The following is a 19,681-nucleotide window of genomic DNA, read 5'->3' as shown; positions in this document are numbered from 1 at the left end:
GGGGGCGGGCCGCGCCCGGCCGCGCCGGCAGGGCGATCGGCCTCAGCCCTTCGCCTCCATCAACTTGATGAATCGGTCGAACAGGTAGGCCACGTCGTGCGGGCCGGGGCTCGCTTCCGGGTGACCCTGGAACGAGAAGGCCGGCACGTCGGTGCGGGCCAGGCCCTGCAGGCTGCCGTCGAAGAGGGACACGTGGGTGACCCGGACGTTGGCCGGCAGGGTGGCGGCATCGGCCGCGAAGCCGTGGTTCTGGCTGGTGATGAGCACCTGGCCGGAGTCGAGATCCTTGACCGGGTGGTTGGCGCCGTGGTGGCCGAACTTCATCTTCAGGGTCTTGGCGCCGGAGGCCAGCGCGAGCAGCTGGTGGCCCAGGCAGATGCCGAAGGTGGGGATGCCCTTCGCGAGCACTTCCTGAATGGCCGCGATGGCGTAGTCGCAGGGCTCCGGATCGCCGGGGCCGTTGGACAGGAAGACGCCGTCCGGGTTGAGCGCGAGAACCTCGGCGGCCGGCGTCTGGGCCGGCACGACGGTCAGCCGGCAGCCGCGCTCGGCCAGCATGCGCAGGATGTTGCGCTTGACGCCGTAGTCGTAGGCGACCACATGGAAGCGGGGGTTCTCGGCCGCCACGTAGCCCTGCTCGAGACGCCATTCGCCTTCGGTCCAGGGGTAGGTTTCGGTGGCGGAGACGACCTTGGCCAGATCCATGCCGGCCAGCCCGGGGAAGGCCCGGGCCTGGGCCACGGCGGCTTCGGCATTGAGACCGGCGGCGTTGACCGCGGTGACGATGCAGCCACTCTGGGCGCCCTTCTCCCGCAGGATGCGGGTCAGCTTGCGGGTGTCGATGCCGGCGATGGCGACGATGTTCTCGGCCTTGAGGTAGGCATCGAGCGACTGCTCGCTGCGCCAGTTGGACGCCACCAGCGGAAGATCGCGGATGACGAGACCGGCGGCGTAGACCTTGCCGGCCTCGCAGTCTTCACGGTTGATGCCGGTGTTGCCGATGTGCGGATAGGTGAGGGTGACGATCTGACGGCAGTAGCTCGGGTCGGTGAGGATTTCCTGGTAACCCGACATGGAGGTGTTGAAAACCACCTCACCCACCGTCGAACCGACCGCTCCGATGCCTTTACCGTAAAACACCGTCCCGTCGGCAAGAGCAAGAATGGCGGGCGGGAAAGCTGACACGGCGGACTCCTCGAATTCTGGTGATTGGACAACTGGCATGTGCAGCGTGCTACACATGAAAAACGGGATCAGCCGCTGTGGCTATCCCGCTGAGAAACTTTCTAATTATAGCCCGTGACGGGGCTGTCCGGCAAACCCGTCTGTAGGGAAACTGACAAGACGCTGACACGCCTAAGCGGGTTTGCGCGCTCTGCGCAATACGCCCGCCAGGTTGCCCAGCTCGGTCATGAGCACCGGCAGCTCCCGCTTGACGGTGGGTGCGTCGGCATCCTTGGCCGCCGCTTCGAGGCGCTGGGCGACGGCCGTGACGGCAGAGGCGTTGAACACGCCAGCTGAACCCTTGATCGAGTGGGCGATGCTGCGGATGGTCGGGAAATCCCCGTCGCGGTGCGCCTGCTCGAGCATCCGCCGGTTGCGTTCGAGGTCGCTGAAGAACAGGCCGATCAACTGCTGCAGCGCGGCGTCGTCCCCGTCGAGCAGATCGCGGGTGGCGCCCAGATCGGCAATGCTGTTGTCGGCGGCCATGTCCAGATAGGAGCCGGGCGTCTCTTCGGGCTCGTCGCCGCCCACGTTCAGATCGCCCATCACCCGGTCGATGACCGCGTGCAGCTCCACGGGCTTGATCGGCTTGGCGATGTAGTCGTCCATGCCGGCCATCAGACAGCGATCCCGGTCGCCCTGCATGGCGTGGGCGGTCATCGCCACGATGGGGGTCGATCGCCACTGCCCGCCCGCCGCCCAGCTGCGGCGCGCCTCGCGGGTGCGGATGGCCTGGGTCGCCTCCAGCCCGCCCATCACCGGCATCTGAACGTCCATCAGGATCACGTCGAACCGCTCCTGGTCGAACAGATCCAGCGCCTCCTGACCGTTGCCGGCCACGGTGATCTTGTGCCCGACCTTCTCGAGCATCTTGACCGCAACCGTCTGATTGACCGGATTGTCCTCCACCAGCAGGATCTTCAGGTTCTGCCGCGCCCGGGACACCGGTGGCGCATAGGCCTGGGTCTGGGCGGCGTCGAAGGCGAAGAGTTTCTCCTCATCCACCGCCTCGCCCTGAAGGGTCAGCGCCAGCGCCTCCAGCAGATCGGTCTGGGCGAAGGGCTTGATGAGACGCGCCCCCACCTTCAGGTTCTCGCACTTCACGGTGTCGCTGCGCTGGGTGTTGGCGTCGAGCATCATCACCACCCGGTCGAGCCGTGGCCAGCCCTTGCTGAGGGATTCGGCCAGCGCGTAGCCGCCGGGCGCCGGCATGGTGGCGTCCATCAACAGCCAGTCGAAAGGCTGGTTGGCCTTGTGGGCGGCGGCCAGCAGCTCTTCGACGGCCTCGCCGGTGCCGGCCCCCTGCACCTCCAGCCCCACCGACTTCAGCTGCCGGTCGACGCACTGGCGGAATGCCGCGTTGCGCCCCGCGACGAGCACCCGGCGCGACCCGAAGCTGCGCTGCACCGAGAGCCCGGCCTGCCCCACGCCCACCCGGACGGTGAACCGAAAGGTGCTGCCAACCCCCGGCTCGCTGTCGAGGGTGATTGCGCCGCCCATCAGCTCGACGATCCGCCGGCTGATCGCCAGCCCGAGGCCCGTCCCGCCGTACTTGCGGGTGGTGGATTCGTCGGCCTGGGAGAAGGCACCGAAGACCAGCGCCTGCTTGTCGGCCGGGATGCCGATCCCCGAATCCCGCACCGCGAACTCAAGGCCCAGCACGCCGGAGTCCTCGCCCAGGCTGCGCACCGAGACCTCCACCTCGCCGGCTTCGGTGAACTTGATCGCGTTGCCCACCAGATTGGTGAGCACCTGCCGAAGCCGGATGGGATCGCCGACGAGCACCGTCGGCACGTCCGGCTCGATGTCGTAGAAGCACTCGAGGCCCTTCTGGTAGGCCCGCAGCGCGAGGGATTTCATCATGTCGCCGAGCAGCCCCGGCAGCGAGAAGCCGACCCGTTCGAGGGTCAGGTGCCCGACCTCGATCTTCGAGAAGTCGAGCACGTCGTTGATGATCCGCAGCAGCGAATCGGCCGAACTCTTGACGGTCTGGAGGTACTCCCGCTGCTCGATGTCGAGCTGGGTGTCGAGGAGCAGCTCGGTCATCCCGATGACCCCGTTCATCGGGGTCCGGATCTCATGGCTCATGTTGGCCAGGAAATCGCTTTTGGCCCGGTTGGCCGCTTCGGCCTGCTCCTTGGCGTGCAGCAGCTCCAGCTCCGAACGCTTGGCCTGGGTGGCATCCCGGTAGGTGCCCACCATCCGCGCCCAGCGCCCGTTCGGTGCGCGGTTCGAGGCCCGCCCGCGCACGAAGACCCAGCGCCAGTCGCCGGAGCAGTGGCGGATCCGGAACTGCGCCTCGAAGTGATCCTGCTCGCCCCGCAGGTGCACCACGGCATGCTGGCGGATCACCTCCAGGTCGTCGGGGTGAACGAGCGAAAACCACTCCGGCGCGGCCACCGAATCTGCCGGGCCGTTGTAGCCGAGGATCTCCCGCCAGTTGTCGTCGAGGACGATGGCGCCGGAGGCGAGATCCCAATCCCACAGGCCGCCCTCGGTGTTCTGCATGGCCAGGTCGAGCCGCTCGCTGGAGGCCCGGACGTTGCATTCGGCCTCGTCCCGGGCGGCAATGACGCCGCGCACGATGTCGAGCAACTGCTCTGGCGACGCCGTTGCCGGATCGCAGGCCGCCGACAACTGCCCGACGGCGACACGCTGCGTAATGAAGTTACGCAAGGCGCGTCCGAGCAGCGCGTCGGACTGGGCGGGATCGGCTTCTGGGCTGGTCACTTCGGCAAGGAGGTCGGGGTCGTCGATCTGGATTGCGGACACGCCGGAAAAACCGGCGCGCCGCCTGGGAACTGACGACTATAACGGCATGCCGCCCCCGTCCTTGAGAGCGGGGGAGCGACGCCGGATCACTTCAGCCCAAGCACATCCTGCATATCGAAGAGCCCCGCCTTGCGCCCCGCGATGAAGCGCGCCGCGCGCAGGCTGCCGGACGCGTAAGGCATGCGGCTGCTGCTCTTGTGGGTGATCTCGATGCGCTCGCCGATGCCGGCAAACAGCACGGTGTGATCGCCGACGATGTCGCCACCGCGGATCGTGGAGAAGCCGATGGTCTGCGCGTCGCGCTCGCCGGTCACCCCTTCGCGGCCATAGATGGCGCAGGTTTCGAGATCGCGACCGAGTTCCCTGGCGACCACCTCGCCCATGCGCAGCGCGGTGCCGGACGGCGCATCCACCTTCAGGCGATGATGGGCCTCGATGACCTCCACGTCGTAGCCGTCGTTGAGGATGCGGGCCGCCACTTCGAGCAGCTTGAACACCGCGTTCACGCCGATCGCCATGTTGGGCGCAAAGACCACCGGGATCGACTCGGCGGCTGCGGCGATGGCCGCCTTGCCTTCGGCCGAAAAGCCGGTGGTGCCAATCACCATGCCGCAGGACGCAGCCTTCGCGAGTTCAAGGTGATGGAGGGTGCCTTCCGGCCGGGTGAAGTCGATCAGGCAGTCGGCCTTTACGAGGCCCGCGGCGACGTCGCTGGTGATCGCCACACCGCAGGGCTGGCTCACCAGCTCGCCGGCGTCCTTGCCGATGAAGGGGCTGCCCGGCAGCTCGAAGGCGGCGACGAGTTCGGCGTCGGCCGCCTTGAGGGTCGTCTCGATCAGCATCCGGCCCATGCGGCCCGACGCACCGGCAATCGCGATACGAACTTTGGTCATGTGTTTCCCGAGATTGAACGATAGGAAAAGAGGTGTCGAGGTGCGCCGGCGGGCGGCTCGGGGATCACCGGGGCGTGGCAGCGGCCTCTTCGGGGCGGACGTCGCCCTCCAGGCGGAGCAGGCCGTCGCCCGAGAAGATCACCGTGAGACGCCGCTCCTGCAGCCGATCGCCCTTGCCGGGCCGGAAGCGATAGACGTAATCCCAGCGGTCGGCGTGAAAGACGTCGGTGACCAGGGGCGTGCCCAGCACGAAACGCACCTGATCGCGGGTCATGCCCGGCTTGAGCTGGGACACCATCTCCTGGGTGACGTAATTACCCTGGCGGATGTCGATCCGGTACGGCTTCACGAAATCGCTGACGGCGGTCGGGGAGCAGCCGGAGACGGCCGCACCCAGCGCGGCGAACAGCAAGGCGGAAGAGAGCAGATTGCGCATGGGGTTCGGAGCGGACGCAGACACGGCCGAGAGGCCGCATTCTCAACGAGGGGCAGAAACTATATCATACGGGGCCGGCCGGGCTCCCGGCCGCCCTCTCGTGTTTTTCGGGGCCTCCATGTCCAGCAATTCCCAGAATCTCAAAAGTATCGGCCTGAAGGCAACCTTCCCCCGGCTGAAGATCCTCGACCTGTTCCAGAAGGCCGAGAACCGCCACCTCACCGCCGAAGACGTGTATCGCCTGCTGATCGCCGAAGACATGGATATCGGGCTCGCTACCGTCTATCGGGTGCTCACCCAGTTCCAGCAGGCAGGCATTCTGGAGCGCCACTACTTCGAATCGGGCAAGGCGGTGTTCGAACTCAACGAAGGCAGCCACCACGACCACCTGGTGTGCATGCAGTGCGGCCACGTCGAGGAGTTCTTCGACCCCGCCATCGAGGAGCGCCAGAACCGCATCGCCGAAGAACGCGGCTTCGCGGTGCGCGAGCACGCCCTGTATCTGTACGTCGACTGCAAGAAGACCGACTGCCCCCACAAGTCCGCCAGCCTGACGCCCGCCGGCAACACCCCGGAATCCTGACTTTCCGCGGCCCCGACGCCGCCTCCCCGTGGACGCCTTCCTGACTTCGACAGCCCTCGTCGCCCTGGCTGAAATCGGCGACAAGACCCAGCTTTTGTCTTTCGTGCTGGCGGCCCGCCTGCGCAAGCCCTGGCCGATCATCGCCGGCATCTTCGTGGCGACGATCCTCAACCACGCCCTCGCCGGCTCGGTGGGGGTGTGGATCGCCCAGTACATCCCGACCCACTGGCTGCCGTGGATCGTCGGCATCGTGTTCGTGGTTTTCGGCCTGTGGACGCTCAAGCCCGACACGCTGGATGACGACGAGGCGCCCTCCGAGATGCACCCGGCCGGCGCCTTCGTGACCACCGCCATCGCCTTCTTCATCGCCGAGATGGGCGACAAGACCCAACTCGCCACCGTCGCCCTGGCCGCCCGTTTCGACGCACTGGCCTGGGTGGTGCTGGGCACCACGGTGGGCATGATGCTCGCCAACGTGCCGGCCGTGCTGCTGGGCGAAGGGCTCGCGAAGCGCCTGCCCCTCAAACTGATCCGCTGGATTGCCGCCGGCGTGTTCGTGCTCACCGGCGCAGCGACCATGGCCGGCGCCGCCAGCCTGGGCTAATCAGCCGGTCAGGCCCAGCATCTCCGCGGCGTGGCTGCGGGTGGTGTCGGTGATGTTCACCCCGCCCAGCATCCGGGCGATCTCCTCGATCCGCGCCGGGTCGTCCAGCGGCGTGACCCGCGACAGGGTCTCGCCATCCCGCGTCTCTTTGGCGATGGACCACTGCCAGTTGGCCTGGGCCGCCACCTGCGGCAGGTGGGTGACGCACAGCACCTGCCGGTCCTCGCCCAGCTGACGCAGCAGCCGCCCGACGATCTCGGCCACCCGGCCGCCGATCCCCACGTCCACCTCGTCGAAGATCAGCGTCGGCGTGGCCGCGTTGCGGCTGGTGATGACCTGGATCGCCAACCCGATCCGCGACAACTCGCCCCCCGACGCCACCCGGGCCATCGGCCGGAGCGGCTGGCTGGCGTTGGCGGTGACGAGGAATTCGACGCTCTCCAGCCCGCTCGCAGCGCCATCCTCGACTGGGCGCAGCGCGATCTCGAACTGCGCGCCGCCCATCGCCAGCGACTGCATCGCCTCGGTGACCGCCGCCGACAGCTCGGCCGCCACCTTGCCCCGCGCTGCCGACAAGGGCGCGGCAACCGCCAGGAAGGCCGCCTTGGCCGCAGCCTCTTCGCGGGCCAGGGCCTCCGGATCGGACTGGCGGACCAGCCGCTCGAGCCGCCCCGCGCTCTCGGTCAGCACGTCCGGCAGGGCCTCGGGGGCAACGCGATACTTGCGGGCCATGGCGGTGATCGCCTGGATGCGCTGGTCGATCTCGGCGAGGCGATCCGGATCGAGATCGAGCCGATCGCGGTAGCGGCGCATGGCGTGGAGCGCCTCGTCGAGCTGGATGCCGGCACTGCCCAGCAGCTCCTGCACGTCGGCGAGCTGGCCGTCGTGGCGGGCCATGTCGGCCACGCGGGAGAGCAGGCGCTCAAGCTGGGAGACCAGCGCGTAATCGCCATCGGCCAGTCCGTCGATGACTTCGGCGCTGCCTTCGATCAGGCTGGCGGCGTGGGCCAGACGAGCCTGTTCCTGGTTGAGCTGGGCCCACTCGTCGGGCTCGAAGGCCAGCTCCCGCAGTTCAGTCACCTGCCAGCCCAGGAGCTCCCGCTCCCGCTCGGTGGAGCTAGCCCCCTCCTCCGCCGCTTCCCGCGCCCGGCGCAGGGCCGACCACGCCCGATGACGCTCGGCCACCTCGGCAGCCTGGGCGACAAGCCCACCGTGGGCATCGACGAGGGCCAGCTGGGCGTCGGGCCTGAGCAGCGCGTGGTGGGCGTGTTGCCCGTGGATGTCGGCCAGCCACTCGCCGGCCGCGCGCAGCTGCGCCAGCACCACCGGCGAGCCGTTGAGCCAGGCCTTGGAGCGGCCGCCGCTCTCGATGACCCGGCGCATCAGCACGGTGTCGTCGGCGGCGTCGATCTCCTGCTCCGCCAGCCAGGCCCGCAGCGGGCCATCGGCGGGCAGGTCGAACTCGGCCACGATCTCGGCGCGCGCCTGACCGCTGCGCACCACGCCGGCCTCGGCCTTGCCGCCCAGGGCCAGCCCGAGCGCATCCAGGAGAATCGACTTACCGGCACCGGTCTCGCCGGTGAGCGCACCGAAGCCGGCCTCGAAGGCCAGCTCAAGCCGATCGACAATCACGAAATCGCGAATGGAAAGATGACGCAGCATGAAAAAAACGAATGGATGAAACCGGCAGGTCAGCCGTGACGGGGGGTCGAACTCCAGTGCAGCTTCTCGCGCAACATGGCAAAGTAGCTGTAGCCTGGGGGGTGCAGCAGGCGCACGCGATGGGGCGAGCGGGTGATCCGCACGGTGTCGCCGGCGCGGGTGTCGTAGCGGCTCTGGCCGTCGAAGTGGACGCGGGAATCGTGGGGCGGCAGCAGGACGATCTCGATGCAGCAATGATCGGGCAGCGTGATCGGCCGGGCAGTGAGCGCGTGCGGGCACATGGGCACCAGCGCGATGCCTTCGACACTGGGATGGAGGATCGGCCCGTTGGCCGACAGCGCGTAGGCCGTGGAGCCCGTGGGCGTCGAGACGATCATGCCGTCGGAGCGCTGGGTGTAGACGAACTCGCCATCGACCCGCAGATCGAACTCGATCATCCGCCCCAGCTCGCCCTTGTTGACGACCACGTCGTTGAGGGCCACCGTATGGAACACGCGCTGACCGCCCCGCAGCACTTCGGCGTCGAGCAGGATGCGGGACTCCTCGGTATAACGCCCCTGGAGGATCTCGCCGATCTTGTCGAGGGCGACCTCCCGGGAGATGTCGGTGAGAAAGCCCAGCCGGCCCTGATTGACGCCCGCCAGCGGCACGTTGTAAGCGGCCAGCCGGCAGGCGCTGTTGAGCAGCGTGCCGTCGCCGCCGAGCACCACCGCCAAGTCGGCCCGGGCGCCGATCTCGTCGTAACTGGCCACGGTGAAACCGGCCGTAAGCCCGGTGGAACTCGCAGTTCCCTGCTCGATCAACACCGCCAGACCGAGACCGCGCAAATAGTTGGCCAGCCGAAGCACCGCCTCGGCCACTTCAGGGCTCTGATACTTGCCGATCAGGGCAATCGTCTTGAAGTCGCAGGTCATGCAACGATTAAACCACATTCTGCCGCGCGCTCCTGCTTCTCATGAACGCCGGCCTTCTCTTAGAATCGCCGGGAACCCTACACCTGCAGCCATGACCCGTCTCGACCAACGCTCGCAAATCCTCCTGAAAACCCTGGTGGAGCACTACATCGCCCAAGGCCAGCCGGTCGGATCGCGGGCGCTGTCGCGCTTTTCGGGTCTGCAGCTGTCGCCGGCCACGGTGCGCAACGTGATGTCCGACCTGGAGGAGCTGGGCTTCATCACCAGCCCGCACACCTCCGCCGGGCGCATTCCCACCCCGCTGGGCTACCGCTTTTTTGTGGACAGCCTGCTCACGGTGCAGCCCATCGGCACCGGCCAGCTCCAGGAACTCCAGGGTCAGATCCAGCCGGGCGAGCCCCAGCGGGTGCTCAACGCCGCCTCCCAGCTGCTCTCCGGCCTCACCCACTTCGCCGGCGTCGTCGTCTCGCCCAAGCAGGACGTGCCGCGGATCCGCCAGATCGAATTCGTCAGCCTGTCCGACACCCGCATCCTGCTGATCCTCGTCACCAGCGCTGGCGACGTGCAGAATCGCATCCTGTTCACCAAGCGCGCCTACAGCCCGTCGGAGCTCGTCACCGCGGCCAACTACCTCAACCAGCACTTCGCCGGCCTGGCCTTCGACGAGATCCGCACCCGCATCCAGGATGAACTCAAGCAACTGCGCACCGACATGACCGAGCTGATGAGCGCCGCCGTCGAGGCCGGCAGCGAGGCCATCGAGGAAACCCGCAGCACCTACGTGATCTCCGGCGAGACCAACCTCCTCGACGCCGAGGATCTGTCCTCCAACATGGCCCGCCTGCGCGAGCTGTTCAAGCTCTTCGAGCAGAAGACCAGCCTGATGCAGCTGCTCGACATCTCCAACCGCGCCCAGGGCGTGCAGATCTTCATCGGTGGCGAGAGCGGCCTCAGCCCGCTGGACGACTGCAGCGTCGTCACCGCCCCCTACGAGGTGGACGGCCAGCTGGTGGGTTCGGTCGGCGTGATCGGCCCCACCCGGATGGCCTACGAGCGGGTGATCCCCATCGTGGACATCACCGCCCGCCTCATCTCCAGCGCCCTCTCAGGGCAGAACTGAACCTGAAAGCTCCCCCGATGACCCGATTCTGGCAAGCGCCAGCGCACACCCACGGCAAGGCGCCGCGTACCGGCATCCTGCTGGTCAACCTCGGCACCCCGGCCGCCCCCACCGCCGCCGCCCTGCGCCCCTATCTGCGGCAGTTCCTGTCCGACCCCCGGGTGGTGGAGATCCCGCGCCTCCTCTGGTGGCCGATCCTCCACGGCATCATCCTGCGCACCCGCCCGGCCAAATCCGCCGCCAAGTACGCCAGCGTGTGGACCGACGAGGGCTCGCCCCTCAAGGCCCACACCGAAAAGCAGGCCAAGCTGCTCAAGGGCTTCTTTGCCCAGGCCGGGGAGCGGGAGCTGGTGGTCGAATGGGCCATGCGCTACGGTCAGCCGTCGATCCGCACCCAGCTCGACGCCATGCGCGCCGCCGGCTGCACCCGCATCCTGGTGGTGCCGCTCTACCCCCAGTACGCCGCCAGCACCACCGCCACGGTGATCGACGAGGTGGCCGACTGCCTGCGCCACTGGCGCAACCTGCCGGAGCTCCGCTACGTACGCAGCTTTCCCGGTGAGCCCGCCTACATCCAGGCCCTCGCCAACTCGGTGCGCGAACACTGGAAGCGTAACGGCGAACCCGACCGGCTGGTGCTGAGCTTCCACGGCACGCCCAAGCGCTCGCTCGAACTCGGCGACCCCTACCACTGCGAATGCCTGAAGACCGCGCGCTTGCTGGGCGAGGCCCTCGCCCTGCCGCCGGAACGACTGGTGGTGAGCTTCCAGTCCCGCTTCGGCAAGGCCGAATGGCTGCAGCCCTACACCCAGCCCACCCTGGAGGCGATGGCCCGCGAAGGCGTCGGATCGGTGGACGTGATGTGCCCGGGTTTCGTCTCGGACTGCCTGGAAACCCTGGAAGAGATCGACATGGAATGCCGCGAGGCCTTCCTGCACGCCGGCGGCAAGCGCTTCGGCTACATTCCGTGCCTGAACGAGCGTCAGGACTGGATCGAGGCACTAATGGCCGTGTGCCTGCGGGAGATGGGCCACTGGCTGAGCGACCCGCGCCCCGACAGCGCCGCCCTTGAACGTCAGGCACGCCTGGCCCGCGATCGCGGCGCCAAGGCCTGACCGGATACTGCCCCGTCGCCGGGGCCGGAGAGAACCGATGAAACTGATTTTGCGCTGGGTGCTCAACGCCGTCGCGCTGATGCTGATCCCCGAACTCGTCAGCCAGGTGCAGGTGGATGGCTACGCCTCAGCCCTCGTCAGCGCCGTGCTGCTGGGCTTCGTCAACGCCATCATCCGTCCGCTGCTGGTGCTGATCACCCTGCCCATCACCCTCCTCACGCTGGGCCTGTTCACGCTGGTCATCAACGCGCTGATGTTCTGGGCAGTGTCCGGCCTCGTGAAGGGCTTCGTGGTGCCGGACTTCTCTACCGCGTTCTGGGGTGCGCTGGTCTACAGCCTGCTCACCTGGATGGTCAGCCTGGCCCTGGCGGACAAGGACTGACGACCCGGGTTTTCAGTGGGCGCCGGAGGTCGCCACCGGTGCCGCGCGGCGCCGGGCAGCCTTGCGGCGCACGGCGCCCGGATCGAAAGCCCCCACCAGCTTGCCCAGGGCCGCGGCGCGGGCATCCATCGCCATCTGGAAAGCCCCTTCCTCGCCGTATTTCTTGACCGAGAACTTCACCCGCTTGCGACGCCCGTCCGGCAGCGGCCACGAGGCCACCCAGAACCAGCGCTGCTTCTCCTCCGGCAGATCGCGGGTCTCGGAGGCGCAGTAGCGGCACACGCCGACCACGCCGGAGCGGTTGTTCTTCTTGACGATGTTGGAGTACTCCTGCATCGACAACGGGGGATGGGCGGCGATGATCTCGTCCCGGTACTCCTTCGCAGCCGCGAAGGAGCGCTGCTTTCCGCCAAACACGCCGTCACTGAAGTGCTTACGGTAGATCACACCGCGACGCTGGATCGTCACCAGCCAGCCGTGGGTACGGCTGGTTTCGTTGTCTACCCGACTGATTCCGTATGTGCTGCCTCGGCTCACAGGCCACCTCCTCAAGGGTCCGCGACGACATTCGCGCTTCAGGAGCAAATTTCGGCCCGAGCGGCCGGAACTTTAGGCATGAAGCGGCGCGGCCCGACACACGGAAAACGGCGCCCCTCTTGAAAGCCCGGCAGATTGCCCCATCTGGAAAGGGCCCTCTCCCCATCGGATGACATGACATGAGCCAGCCCCTTCTCGTCCCCTGCCCCCACTGTCAGGCCCTCAACCGGGTGCCTGCCGACAAGCTGGCGGATCACGGTACCTGCGGTCGCTGCAAGGCGCCGCTCTTCACCGCGGCGCCGGTGACGCTGAATGCGGCAAATTTTGCCGCCCATGCCGAAAAGGGCGATCTGCCGCTGCTGGTGGATTTCTGGGCGCCCTGGTGCGGACCGTGCCGGAGCATGGCGCCCGCGTTCTCGGCCGCTGCGGCGCGGCTCGAACCCCGGATCAGGCTCGGCAAGGTGAATACGGAAGAGGAGCAGGCGCTGGCGGCACGCTTCGGGATTCGCAGCATCCCGACGCTGGTGCTGATCCGCCATGGGCGGGAGATTGCCCGTCAGGCGGGGGCGATGGGGGTCGACGACATCTGCCGCTGGACCCTCGCCCACCTGGGCTGAGGGCGATGGCGCTCAGTTGTCGACGAGCTGGAGTTCCATGCCGAAGCCGCTGGCGGTGACCCGCTCGGCCGGCACGCCGGTCTTGGAGAGTTCGCGGTAGGCCGCACCCAGGCGACGGGCCACGGTGGTGACGAGGCGAGTGCGGAAGGCATCCTGGCACTCGTCGGTGGCGAGCGACAGGGCCGCGGGGTTGATCTCGAGGTAAACCGTCTCGGTGGTGGTCACTGCGGTGTTCATGTGCTTGTGATCCTGGGCGTCGAGAAAGGCCAGTTCGCCGAAGACCTCACCCGCGCCCAGTTCGCACACCCGGTGGCCATCCACCGAAACCTCGACCCTGCCGTCGATGATGAGGCCGAAGCGCTGATCGGCGTCGCCTTCGCGAAGCAGCAGGGTGTGGGACTCCACCTTGCGCCAGCGCGAGATGCGCAGCATCTCCCAGATCTCCACGTCCTCGAACTCGGTGAAGAAGGCCATCTTGCGCAGCGTGGAATAGCGGGTGGTGTCCTGCTGGCCGGTGGAGTCGTCGAGGATCTTGTAGCGCACCGCAGACAGATCCTTGGCAAACTCGGCACCGTTCTTGTAGCGGGAGTAGAGATCCTTCTCGAGGGACTTGCGGATCACCTGATCGAGCTGCTCGGGCAGCTCGGAGTTGATCTGCGACACCAGCGGCGGTTCGGTGTTGATGATCTTGTAGATCAGCTGGGCCGGGTTCTTGGCCCGAAAGGGCAGCCGGCCGGTGAGCATGTGGAACAGCACCACCCCGAGCGAGAACAGGTCGGTCTTCTGGTTGAGCGGATAGCCCTTGATCTGCTCCGGGCTCATGTAGGCCGGCGAGCCCACCCCCATGATGAAGGTCGAGTCGGCAGCGCTCTTCTTGCTCACATTGAGCGCCAGGCCGAAGTCGGTGATCTTCACGTTGTCCTGGTCGTCCACCAGGATGTTGGCGGGCTTGATGTCGCGGTGCACCACCCCTTGCCGGTAGGCGTAGTCGAGGGCCATCGCACACTTGAAGATCATCCCGATGGTGCGATGCAGGGGCAGCAGGGTCTGGAAACTGCAGTACTTCTCGAGGGTCGTGCCCGGGAAGTACTCCATGACGATATAGGCGTAATCCTTCTCGACCGCCGTATCGAAGATCTTGATGATATTGGGGTGATCGAGCCGCCGGGAGACATCCATCTCGGCCCGCAGCAGCTTGAGCAGACGCCGGTTCCACTTGGCCTCGTCCTTGGACTTGTCGTCGAAGCGGATCAGCTTGAGGGCGACGTTATCCGGGTACTGGGGGTGCTCGGCGAGATAGACCGTCGCCGTGGCGCCGCGGCCGACCTCCCGGATCAGCTTGTACTTGCCGATTTTATCAGGTGCTTTTTCCATACCTGCTTTACGCGGATGCATTCGTAAAGATGACCGGAGAGAACCCGGAACGCCCGGATTTTACACGCCCTTTCGCCGCGTGCCGGCAAGATTGGAGGCGCCCCCTTGAAATCATATTCTCTGCCCCCACTTAAAGCGAGTCAAAAAAAGGAGCCGTTACCCATGCAAGACCAGGACACCCCCCTGAGCCCCGAAGACAAGGCCGCACCGGAGCTTGTGGAGAACGTCGCCGGCGCCGCGGATGCCGCCACCGCCAGCGCGGGCGAAACCGCCGGCACCGACACCCTTCCCAGCCTCGCCGAGCAGCTCCGTCAGGCCGAGCTGAAGGCCGCCGAGCATCACGACGCCTGGCTGCGCGCCAAGGCCGAGACCGAGAACGTGCGCCGCCGCGCCCAGGACGACATCGCCAAGGCCAGCAAGTTTGCCGCCGACAAGTTCGCCCAGGCGATGCTGCCGGTCAAGGACAGCCTGGAGGCCGCCCTCGCCACCGAGAACGCCACCCTCGAAACCTTCAAGCAGGGCGTCGAGCTTACCCTCAAGCAGCTCGTGTCGGCCTTCCAGAGCGCCAACGTCACTGAAGTGAACCCGGTCGGCGAGAAGTTCGACCCGAACAAGCACCAGGCCATCAGCGCCATCGAGGCCGACGGCGACCCCAACACCGTCATCAACGTGCTGCAGAAGGGCTACCTGCTCAACGAGCGCGTGATGCGCCCGGCGCTGGTCGTCGTCTCGAAAGCCAAGCCGGCCGCTTGAAAGCTGCCGCGGCATCCCCATATTCGCTAACAAGCAGCGGGCCGGCCCGGCCGACCCGACACCAAACAGCATTCAAATTCAAGGAAAACTCATGGGCAAGATCATCGGCATCGACCTCGGCACCACCAACAGCTGCGTCTCCGTGATGGAAGGCGGCAAGCCGAAGGTCATCGAGAACTCCGAAGGTGCGCGCACCACCCCGTCCGTCGTCGCCTACGCCGACGATGGCGAGATCCTGTGCGGCGCGCCGGCCAAGCGTCAGGCCGTCACCAACGCGCGCAACACCCTCTACGCGGTCAAGCGCCTGATCGGCCGCCGCTTCGAGGAAAAGGAAGTCCAGAAGGACATCGACCTGATGCCCTTCACCATCACCAAGGCCGACAACGGCGACGCCTGGGTTGAAGTGCGTGGCAAGAAGATCGCCCCGCCGCAGGTCTCCGCCGAAGTGCTGCGCAAGATGAAGAAGACCGCCGAAGACTACCTCGGCGAAGAAGTCACCGAAGCCGTCATCACCGTGCCGGCCTACTTCAACGACAGCCAGCGCCAGGCCACCAAGGACGCCGGCCGCATCGCCGGCCTCGAAGTCAAGCGCATCATCAACGAGCCGACCGCGGCCGCGCTGGCCTTCGGCATGGACAAGAAGCCGGGCGACTCCAAGATCGCCGTCTTCGACCTTGGCGGCGGCACCTTCGACATCTCCGTGATCGAAATCGCCGACATCGACGGCGAGCACCAGTTTGAAGTGCTGGCCACCAACGGCGACACCTTCCTGGGCGGCGAAGACTTCGACCAGCGCATCATCGACTACATCGTCACCGAGTTCAAGAAAGAGCAAGGCGTCGATCTGAAGAACGACGTGCTGGCCCTGCAGCGCCTCAAGGAAGCCGCCGAAAAGGCCAAGATCGAGCTGTCCTCCGGCCAGCAGACCGAAATCAACCTGCCCTACATCACCGCCGACGCCACCGGCCCGAAGCACCTGGCGCTCAAGATCACCCGCGCCAAGTTCGAGTCGCTGGTCGAAGACCTGGTCGAGCGCACCATCGAGCCCTGCCGCGTGGCCCTGAAGGACGCCGGCGTGAAAGTTTCCGACATCGACGACGTGATCCTCGTCGGCGGCCAGACCCGCATGCCGAAGGTCATCGAGAAAGTGAAGGAATTCTTCGGCAAGGACCCGCGCCGCGACGTGAACCCGGACGAAGCCGTCGCCGTCGGCGCCTCCATCCAGGGCGGCGTGCTGCAGGGCGAAGTCAAGGACGTGCTGCTCCTCGACGTCACCCCGCTGTCGCTGGGCATCGAGACCCTGGGCGGCGTGATGACCAAGCTGATTCAGAAGAACACCACGATCCCGACCAAGGCCTCGCAAGTGTTCTCCACCGCCGACGACAACCAGTCCGCCGTGACCATCCACGTGCTGCAGGGCGAGCGCGAGATGGCGGCCGGCAACAAGAGTCTCGGCCAGTTCAACCTGTCCGACATCCCGCCGGCCCCGCGCGGCATGCCGCAGATCGAAGTCACCTTCGACATCGACGCCAACGGCATCCTGCACGTGTCCGCCAAGGACAAGGCCACTGGCAAGGAAAACAAGATCACCATCAAGGCCAACTCCGGCCTGTCCGACGACGAGATCCAGCGCATGGTGCGCGACGCCGAGGCCCACGCCGAAGAGGACAAGAAGGCCCACGAACTGGTCGACGCCCGTAACCAGCTCGACACCCTGGTCCACTCTGTCAAGAAGGCCCTCGCCGAACACGGCGACAAGATCGGCGACGACAAGGCCAAGATCGAAGCCGCCATCGCCGAAGCCGAAGAAGCCATCAAGTCCGGCGACAAGGCCGCCATCGACGCCAAGAGCGAAGCGCTCGGTCAGGCCAGCCAGAAGCTCGGCGAGCACATCTACGCCCAGGCCCAGGCCGAAGCGGGTGCGGCCGGTGCGGCAGGTGGTGCCGGAGCCTCCGCCGGCGGCGCCAAGGCTAACGACCCGGACGTGGTGGACGCCGAGTTCACCGAAGTGAAGGACAAGAAGTAAGCCCAACGGCCGCAAGGCCGATCTGACCGACCCGGCCGAGCCATGCCGGTGCCCCGCGCACCGCTCGGCTCGGCCTTTCCACAAGATAGCCAGAGCACCCCAAACATGGCGAAACGGGATTTATACGAAGTCCTCGGCGTCAATCGCGACGCCTCCGAGGACGAGCTGAAGAAGGCCTACCGCAAACTGGCCATGAAGTACCACCCGGACCGCAACCCGGACAACAAAGAGGCCGAGGAGAAGTTCAAGGAAATCAAGGAAGCCTACGAGATCCTCACCGACGCCAACAAGCGCGCCGCCTACGACCGCTACGGCCACGAGGGCATCAACCCGCAGATGGGCGGTGGCGGCGGTCAGGGCTTCGAAGGCTTCGCCGACGCCTTTGGCGACATCTTCGGCGACATCTTCGGCGGTGGCGGCGGCGGGCGCGGGCGTTCCAACGTCTATCGCGGCGCCGACCTGCGCTACAACCTCGAGATCACCCTCGAAGAAGCCGCCCGCGGCGCCGAGAAGACCATCCGCATCCCGGCTCAGGAAGAGTGCGGCACCTGCCACGGCAGCGGCGCCAAGCCCGGCACCCAGCCCAAGACCTGCCCCACCTGCGGTGGCGCCGGCCAGGTGCGCATCCAGCAGGGCTTCTTCTCGATCCAGCAGACCTGCCCCAAGTGCCACGGCAGCGGCCGGATCATCCCCGAGCCCTGCACCGCCTGCGGCGGCGCCGGCCGCGTCAAGCGCCAGAAGACGCTGGAGGTGAAGATCCCCGCCGGCATCGACGACGGCATGCGGCTGCGTCACGGCGGTCAGGGCGAGCCGGGCGTCAACGGCGGCCCCGCCGGCGACCTCTACGTCGAGATCCACATCAAGCAGCATCCGGTCTTCCAGCGCGACGGCGACGACCTGCACTGCGAGATGCCGATCAGCTTCACCACCGCGGCCCTGGGCGGCGAAATCGAGATCCCCACCCTCGACGGCGCGGCCAACATCCGCATCCCGCCGGAAACCCAGAGCGCCAAGGTCTTCCGCCTGCGCGGAAAAGGCATTCGCAACGTGCGCACCCATGCGCCGGGCGACCTGATGGTGCACGTGATCGTCGAGACGCCGGTCAAGCTTACCGAGCGTCAGAAGGAACTGCTGCGGGAGTTCGGCGACATCGCCTCCAGCAACGCCGAGCGGCACAATCCGAAAGCCAAGTCCTGGATGGACAAGGTGAAGGATTTCTTCAGTAGCTGATCTTCCGGTAAATATTGCAGTGCAATATCGCACACTGCGGGCCGACGTTGCAGAACGTCGGCCCGCAGTGTTTTCCGAAACCGATTTCTTTGTCCTATACTGCCCGACGCGCACCCACTTTTGACAGAAAATAACGACAACCATGCTGATCAAGTCCCTCAAGACAAGCCTGGCCCGCCTTTGCGCCGGGCTCGCTCTCGCTGCGTCGGGCAGCGCCTTCGCAGCCGACCCCGGCATCTCCGACACCGCCATCACCCTGGGCATGTCGGCCCCCTTCTCCGGCCCCAACGGCGCTTACGGCAAGGAAATGAAGGAAGGCGCCCTCGCCTACTTCTCCCAGCTCAACGCCAGCGGCGGAATCAACGGCAGGCGAGTCGAACTGGTCACCCTGGATGACGGCTACGAGACCGACCGCACCGTCGCCAACACCCGCAAGCTCATCAACGAACACAAGGTGTTCGCCCTGATGGCTTTCTACGGTTCGTCCCCCACCACCGAGGCGATGAAGGTCTTCTCCGAGGCCAAAGTACCCCTTCTGGGCACCATCAGCGGCGCAGGCAGCCTGCGCAGCCCGGTCAATCGCTACATGTTCCACCTGCGCGCCAGCTACGCCGACGAGACCGAGGCCATCGTCAACCATCTGGTGGGGCTGGGCATCACCAACATCGCAGTGTTCTACCAGAACGACGGCTTCGGCAAGTCGGGCAAGGAAGGCGTCGCTGCCGCGCTGGCGCGCCACAAGCTGAAGCCGGTTGCCGAAGGCTCGGTGGAGCGCAACTCCCTCCAGGTGGAAAGCGCGGTCGGCCAGATCGCCAAGGCCAACCCCCAGGCGGTCATCATGGTGACGCTCTACAAGCCCACCGCCGAGTTCATCCGGCAGATGCGCAAGGCCGGGCAGATGCCCCAGTTCTCCACCCTGTCGCCCATCGGCGCCGATCTGCTGGTCGGCGAAATGGGCGCCAAGGAAGCCCACGGCATCGGCATCGCCCAGGTCATGCCCTACCCCTGGAACGACACCCAGCCGATCACCAAGGAATACCACAAGGCCCTGCAGGCCTTTGCCAAGCACACCAACTACAGCTACTACGGGATCGAAGGCTTCATCAACGCCAAGCTGATCGCCGAAGCCCTGAAGAAGACCGGCCGCGAGCCAACCCGCGAGAAGCTCGTCAACCTCCTCGAGAGCACGCCCTTCGATCTGGGTGGCTACAAGGTGAGCTACTCGGCCACCAGCCACAACGGCTCGCGCTTCGTGGACCTCACCGTGCTCGGGCGGGACGGCCGAGTGCTGCGCTGACGCCTGCACCGGCCCGTGTCCCGTCCTGCTATAGCTTGACAGCCTTCGGCGTGCCGTTTCGCCGATCAGCTTGAGATTTGAGACGCCCGATGGACTTCATCGGGCGTCTTGTATTTTAAGGACAGATGGGGCCGTTCGGCGT

At 66.5% G+C, this 19,681-nt stretch carries 18 protein-coding genes; 10 read left to right on the top strand and 8 right to left on the bottom strand.

The features are described from left to right. Positions 1 to 42: 42 nt before the first annotated feature. The 4 genes from carA to ACE3N6_RS16175 all read right to left on the bottom strand — a co-directional run bounded on the left by carA (position 43) and on the right by ACE3N6_RS16175 (position 5,325). Complete coding sequence (carA, locus tag ACE3N6_RS16190) at positions 43 to 1,224, bottom strand: glutamine-hydrolyzing carbamoyl-phosphate synthase small subunit (protein ID WP_374246824.1); 1,182 nt, start codon at positions 1,222 to 1,224, stop codon at positions 43 to 45. A 132-nt stretch (positions 1,225 to 1,356) separates the two neighbouring features. Then, positions 1,357 to 3,996, bottom strand: a complete 2,640-nt coding sequence (locus tag ACE3N6_RS16185) for a response regulator (protein ID WP_374246822.1) — start codon at positions 3,994 to 3,996, stop codon at positions 1,357 to 1,359. Between the two features lie 86 nt (positions 3,997 to 4,082). Further along, positions 4,083 to 4,889: a 4-hydroxy-tetrahydrodipicolinate reductase gene (dapB, locus tag ACE3N6_RS16180; protein ID WP_374246821.1), complete on the bottom strand. Its 807-nt coding sequence runs from the start codon at positions 4,887 to 4,889 to the stop codon at positions 4,083 to 4,085. Between the two features lie 64 nt (positions 4,890 to 4,953). Further along, a complete protein-coding gene (locus tag ACE3N6_RS16175; protein WP_374246820.1) occupies positions 4,954 to 5,325 on the bottom strand; it encodes an outer membrane protein assembly factor BamE in 372 nt (123 codons plus the stop codon). Between the two features lie 118 nt (positions 5,326 to 5,443). Here ACE3N6_RS16175 and fur point away from each other — a divergent pair, with 118 nt between their 5' ends. Together fur and ACE3N6_RS16165 are read left to right on the top strand one after the other, a co-directional pair. Beyond that, complete coding sequence (fur, locus tag ACE3N6_RS16170; protein WP_374246819.1) at positions 5,444 to 5,908, top strand: ferric iron uptake transcriptional regulator; 465 nt, start codon at positions 5,444 to 5,446, stop codon at positions 5,906 to 5,908. Positions 5,909 to 5,936: 28 nt separating this feature from the next. Next, complete coding sequence (locus ACE3N6_RS16165) at positions 5,937 to 6,512, top strand: TMEM165/GDT1 family protein (RefSeq protein WP_374246817.1); 576 nt, start codon at positions 5,937 to 5,939, stop codon at positions 6,510 to 6,512. Here ACE3N6_RS16165 and recN read toward each other — a convergent pair whose 3' ends face one another. Beyond that, the gene (gene recN, locus ACE3N6_RS16160) at positions 6,513 to 8,174 is read right to left on the bottom strand and encodes a DNA repair protein RecN (RefSeq protein ID WP_374246816.1); all 1,662 of its coding nucleotides are present in this window, start codon (positions 8,172 to 8,174) and stop codon (positions 6,513 to 6,515) included. It abuts the gene before it with no gap. Positions 8,175 to 8,203: 29 nt separating this feature from the next. Then, a complete protein-coding gene (locus tag ACE3N6_RS16155; protein WP_374246825.1) occupies positions 8,204 to 9,088 on the bottom strand; it encodes an NAD kinase in 885 nt (294 codons plus the stop codon). A gap of 91 nt (positions 9,089 to 9,179) precedes the next feature. Between ACE3N6_RS16155 and hrcA the strand changes: the two genes are divergently transcribed. The 3 genes from hrcA to ACE3N6_RS16140 are packed head-to-tail and all read left to right on the top strand — an operon-like array spanning position 9,180 to position 11,705. Continuing rightward, positions 9,180 to 10,208 (top strand): heat-inducible transcriptional repressor HrcA, encoded by a 1,029-nt coding sequence (gene hrcA / locus ACE3N6_RS16150; protein WP_374246815.1) that lies wholly within the window; start codon positions 9,180 to 9,182, stop codon positions 10,206 to 10,208. Between the two features lie 17 nt (positions 10,209 to 10,225). Then, a complete protein-coding gene (gene hemH, locus ACE3N6_RS16145) occupies positions 10,226 to 11,323 on the top strand; it encodes a ferrochelatase (protein WP_374246814.1) in 1,098 nt (365 codons plus the stop codon). A gap of 37 nt (positions 11,324 to 11,360) precedes the next feature. Beyond that, positions 11,361 to 11,705, top strand: coding sequence for a phage holin family protein (locus ACE3N6_RS16140; protein ID WP_374246813.1), 345 nt, complete (start codon positions 11,361 to 11,363; stop codon positions 11,703 to 11,705). A gap of 12 nt (positions 11,706 to 11,717) precedes the next feature. Here ACE3N6_RS16140 and ACE3N6_RS16135 read toward each other — a convergent pair whose 3' ends face one another. Then, positions 11,718 to 12,242 carry an AP2 domain-containing protein gene (locus tag ACE3N6_RS16135; protein ID WP_374246812.1) on the bottom strand — a complete coding sequence of 175 codons (525 nt, stop codon included), beginning with the start codon at positions 12,240 to 12,242 and terminating at the stop codon, positions 11,718 to 11,720. Positions 12,243 to 12,421: 179 nt separating this feature from the next. On the opposite strand from ACE3N6_RS16135, the gene trxC reads away from it, so the two are divergent. After that, the gene (trxC, locus tag ACE3N6_RS16130) at positions 12,422 to 12,859 is read left to right on the top strand and encodes a thioredoxin TrxC (RefSeq protein WP_374246811.1); all 438 of its coding nucleotides are present in this window, start codon (positions 12,422 to 12,424) and stop codon (positions 12,857 to 12,859) included. 12 nt (positions 12,860 to 12,871) lie between these two features. Here the strand turns inward: trxC and ACE3N6_RS16125 are convergent, their stop codons facing one another. After that, positions 12,872 to 14,233, bottom strand: a complete 1,362-nt coding sequence (locus ACE3N6_RS16125; RefSeq protein WP_374246810.1) for a protein kinase — start codon at positions 14,231 to 14,233, stop codon at positions 12,872 to 12,874. A 162-nt stretch (positions 14,234 to 14,395) separates the two neighbouring features. Between ACE3N6_RS16125 and grpE the strand changes: the two genes are divergently transcribed. The 4 genes from grpE to ACE3N6_RS16105 all read left to right on the top strand — a co-directional run bounded on the left by grpE (position 14,396) and on the right by ACE3N6_RS16105 (position 19,539). Further along, on the top strand, positions 14,396 to 14,986 hold the full coding sequence (grpE, locus tag ACE3N6_RS16120) for a nucleotide exchange factor GrpE (protein WP_374246809.1): 591 nt from the start codon (positions 14,396 to 14,398) through the stop codon (positions 14,984 to 14,986). Between the two features lie 91 nt (positions 14,987 to 15,077). Then, positions 15,078 to 17,012 carry a molecular chaperone DnaK gene (dnaK, locus tag ACE3N6_RS16115; protein WP_374246808.1) on the top strand — a complete coding sequence of 645 codons (1,935 nt, stop codon included), beginning with the start codon at positions 15,078 to 15,080 and terminating at the stop codon, positions 17,010 to 17,012. A 105-nt stretch (positions 17,013 to 17,117) separates the two neighbouring features. Next, a complete protein-coding gene (gene dnaJ, locus ACE3N6_RS16110) occupies positions 17,118 to 18,242 on the top strand; it encodes a molecular chaperone DnaJ (RefSeq protein WP_374246806.1) in 1,125 nt (374 codons plus the stop codon). A 142-nt stretch (positions 18,243 to 18,384) separates the two neighbouring features. Then, complete coding sequence (locus tag ACE3N6_RS16105; protein WP_374246805.1) at positions 18,385 to 19,539, top strand: ABC transporter substrate-binding protein; 1,155 nt, start codon at positions 18,385 to 18,387, stop codon at positions 19,537 to 19,539. Positions 19,540 to 19,681 lie beyond the last annotated feature (142 nt).

Origin of the sequence: Zoogloea sp. (assembly GCF_041904905.1) — a bacterium.
GTDB lineage: Bacteria > Pseudomonadota > Gammaproteobacteria > Burkholderiales > Rhodocyclaceae > Zoogloea.
Note: the sequence above shows the minus strand (reverse complement) of the source record. Positions and strands in the feature narration are given on the sequence as shown.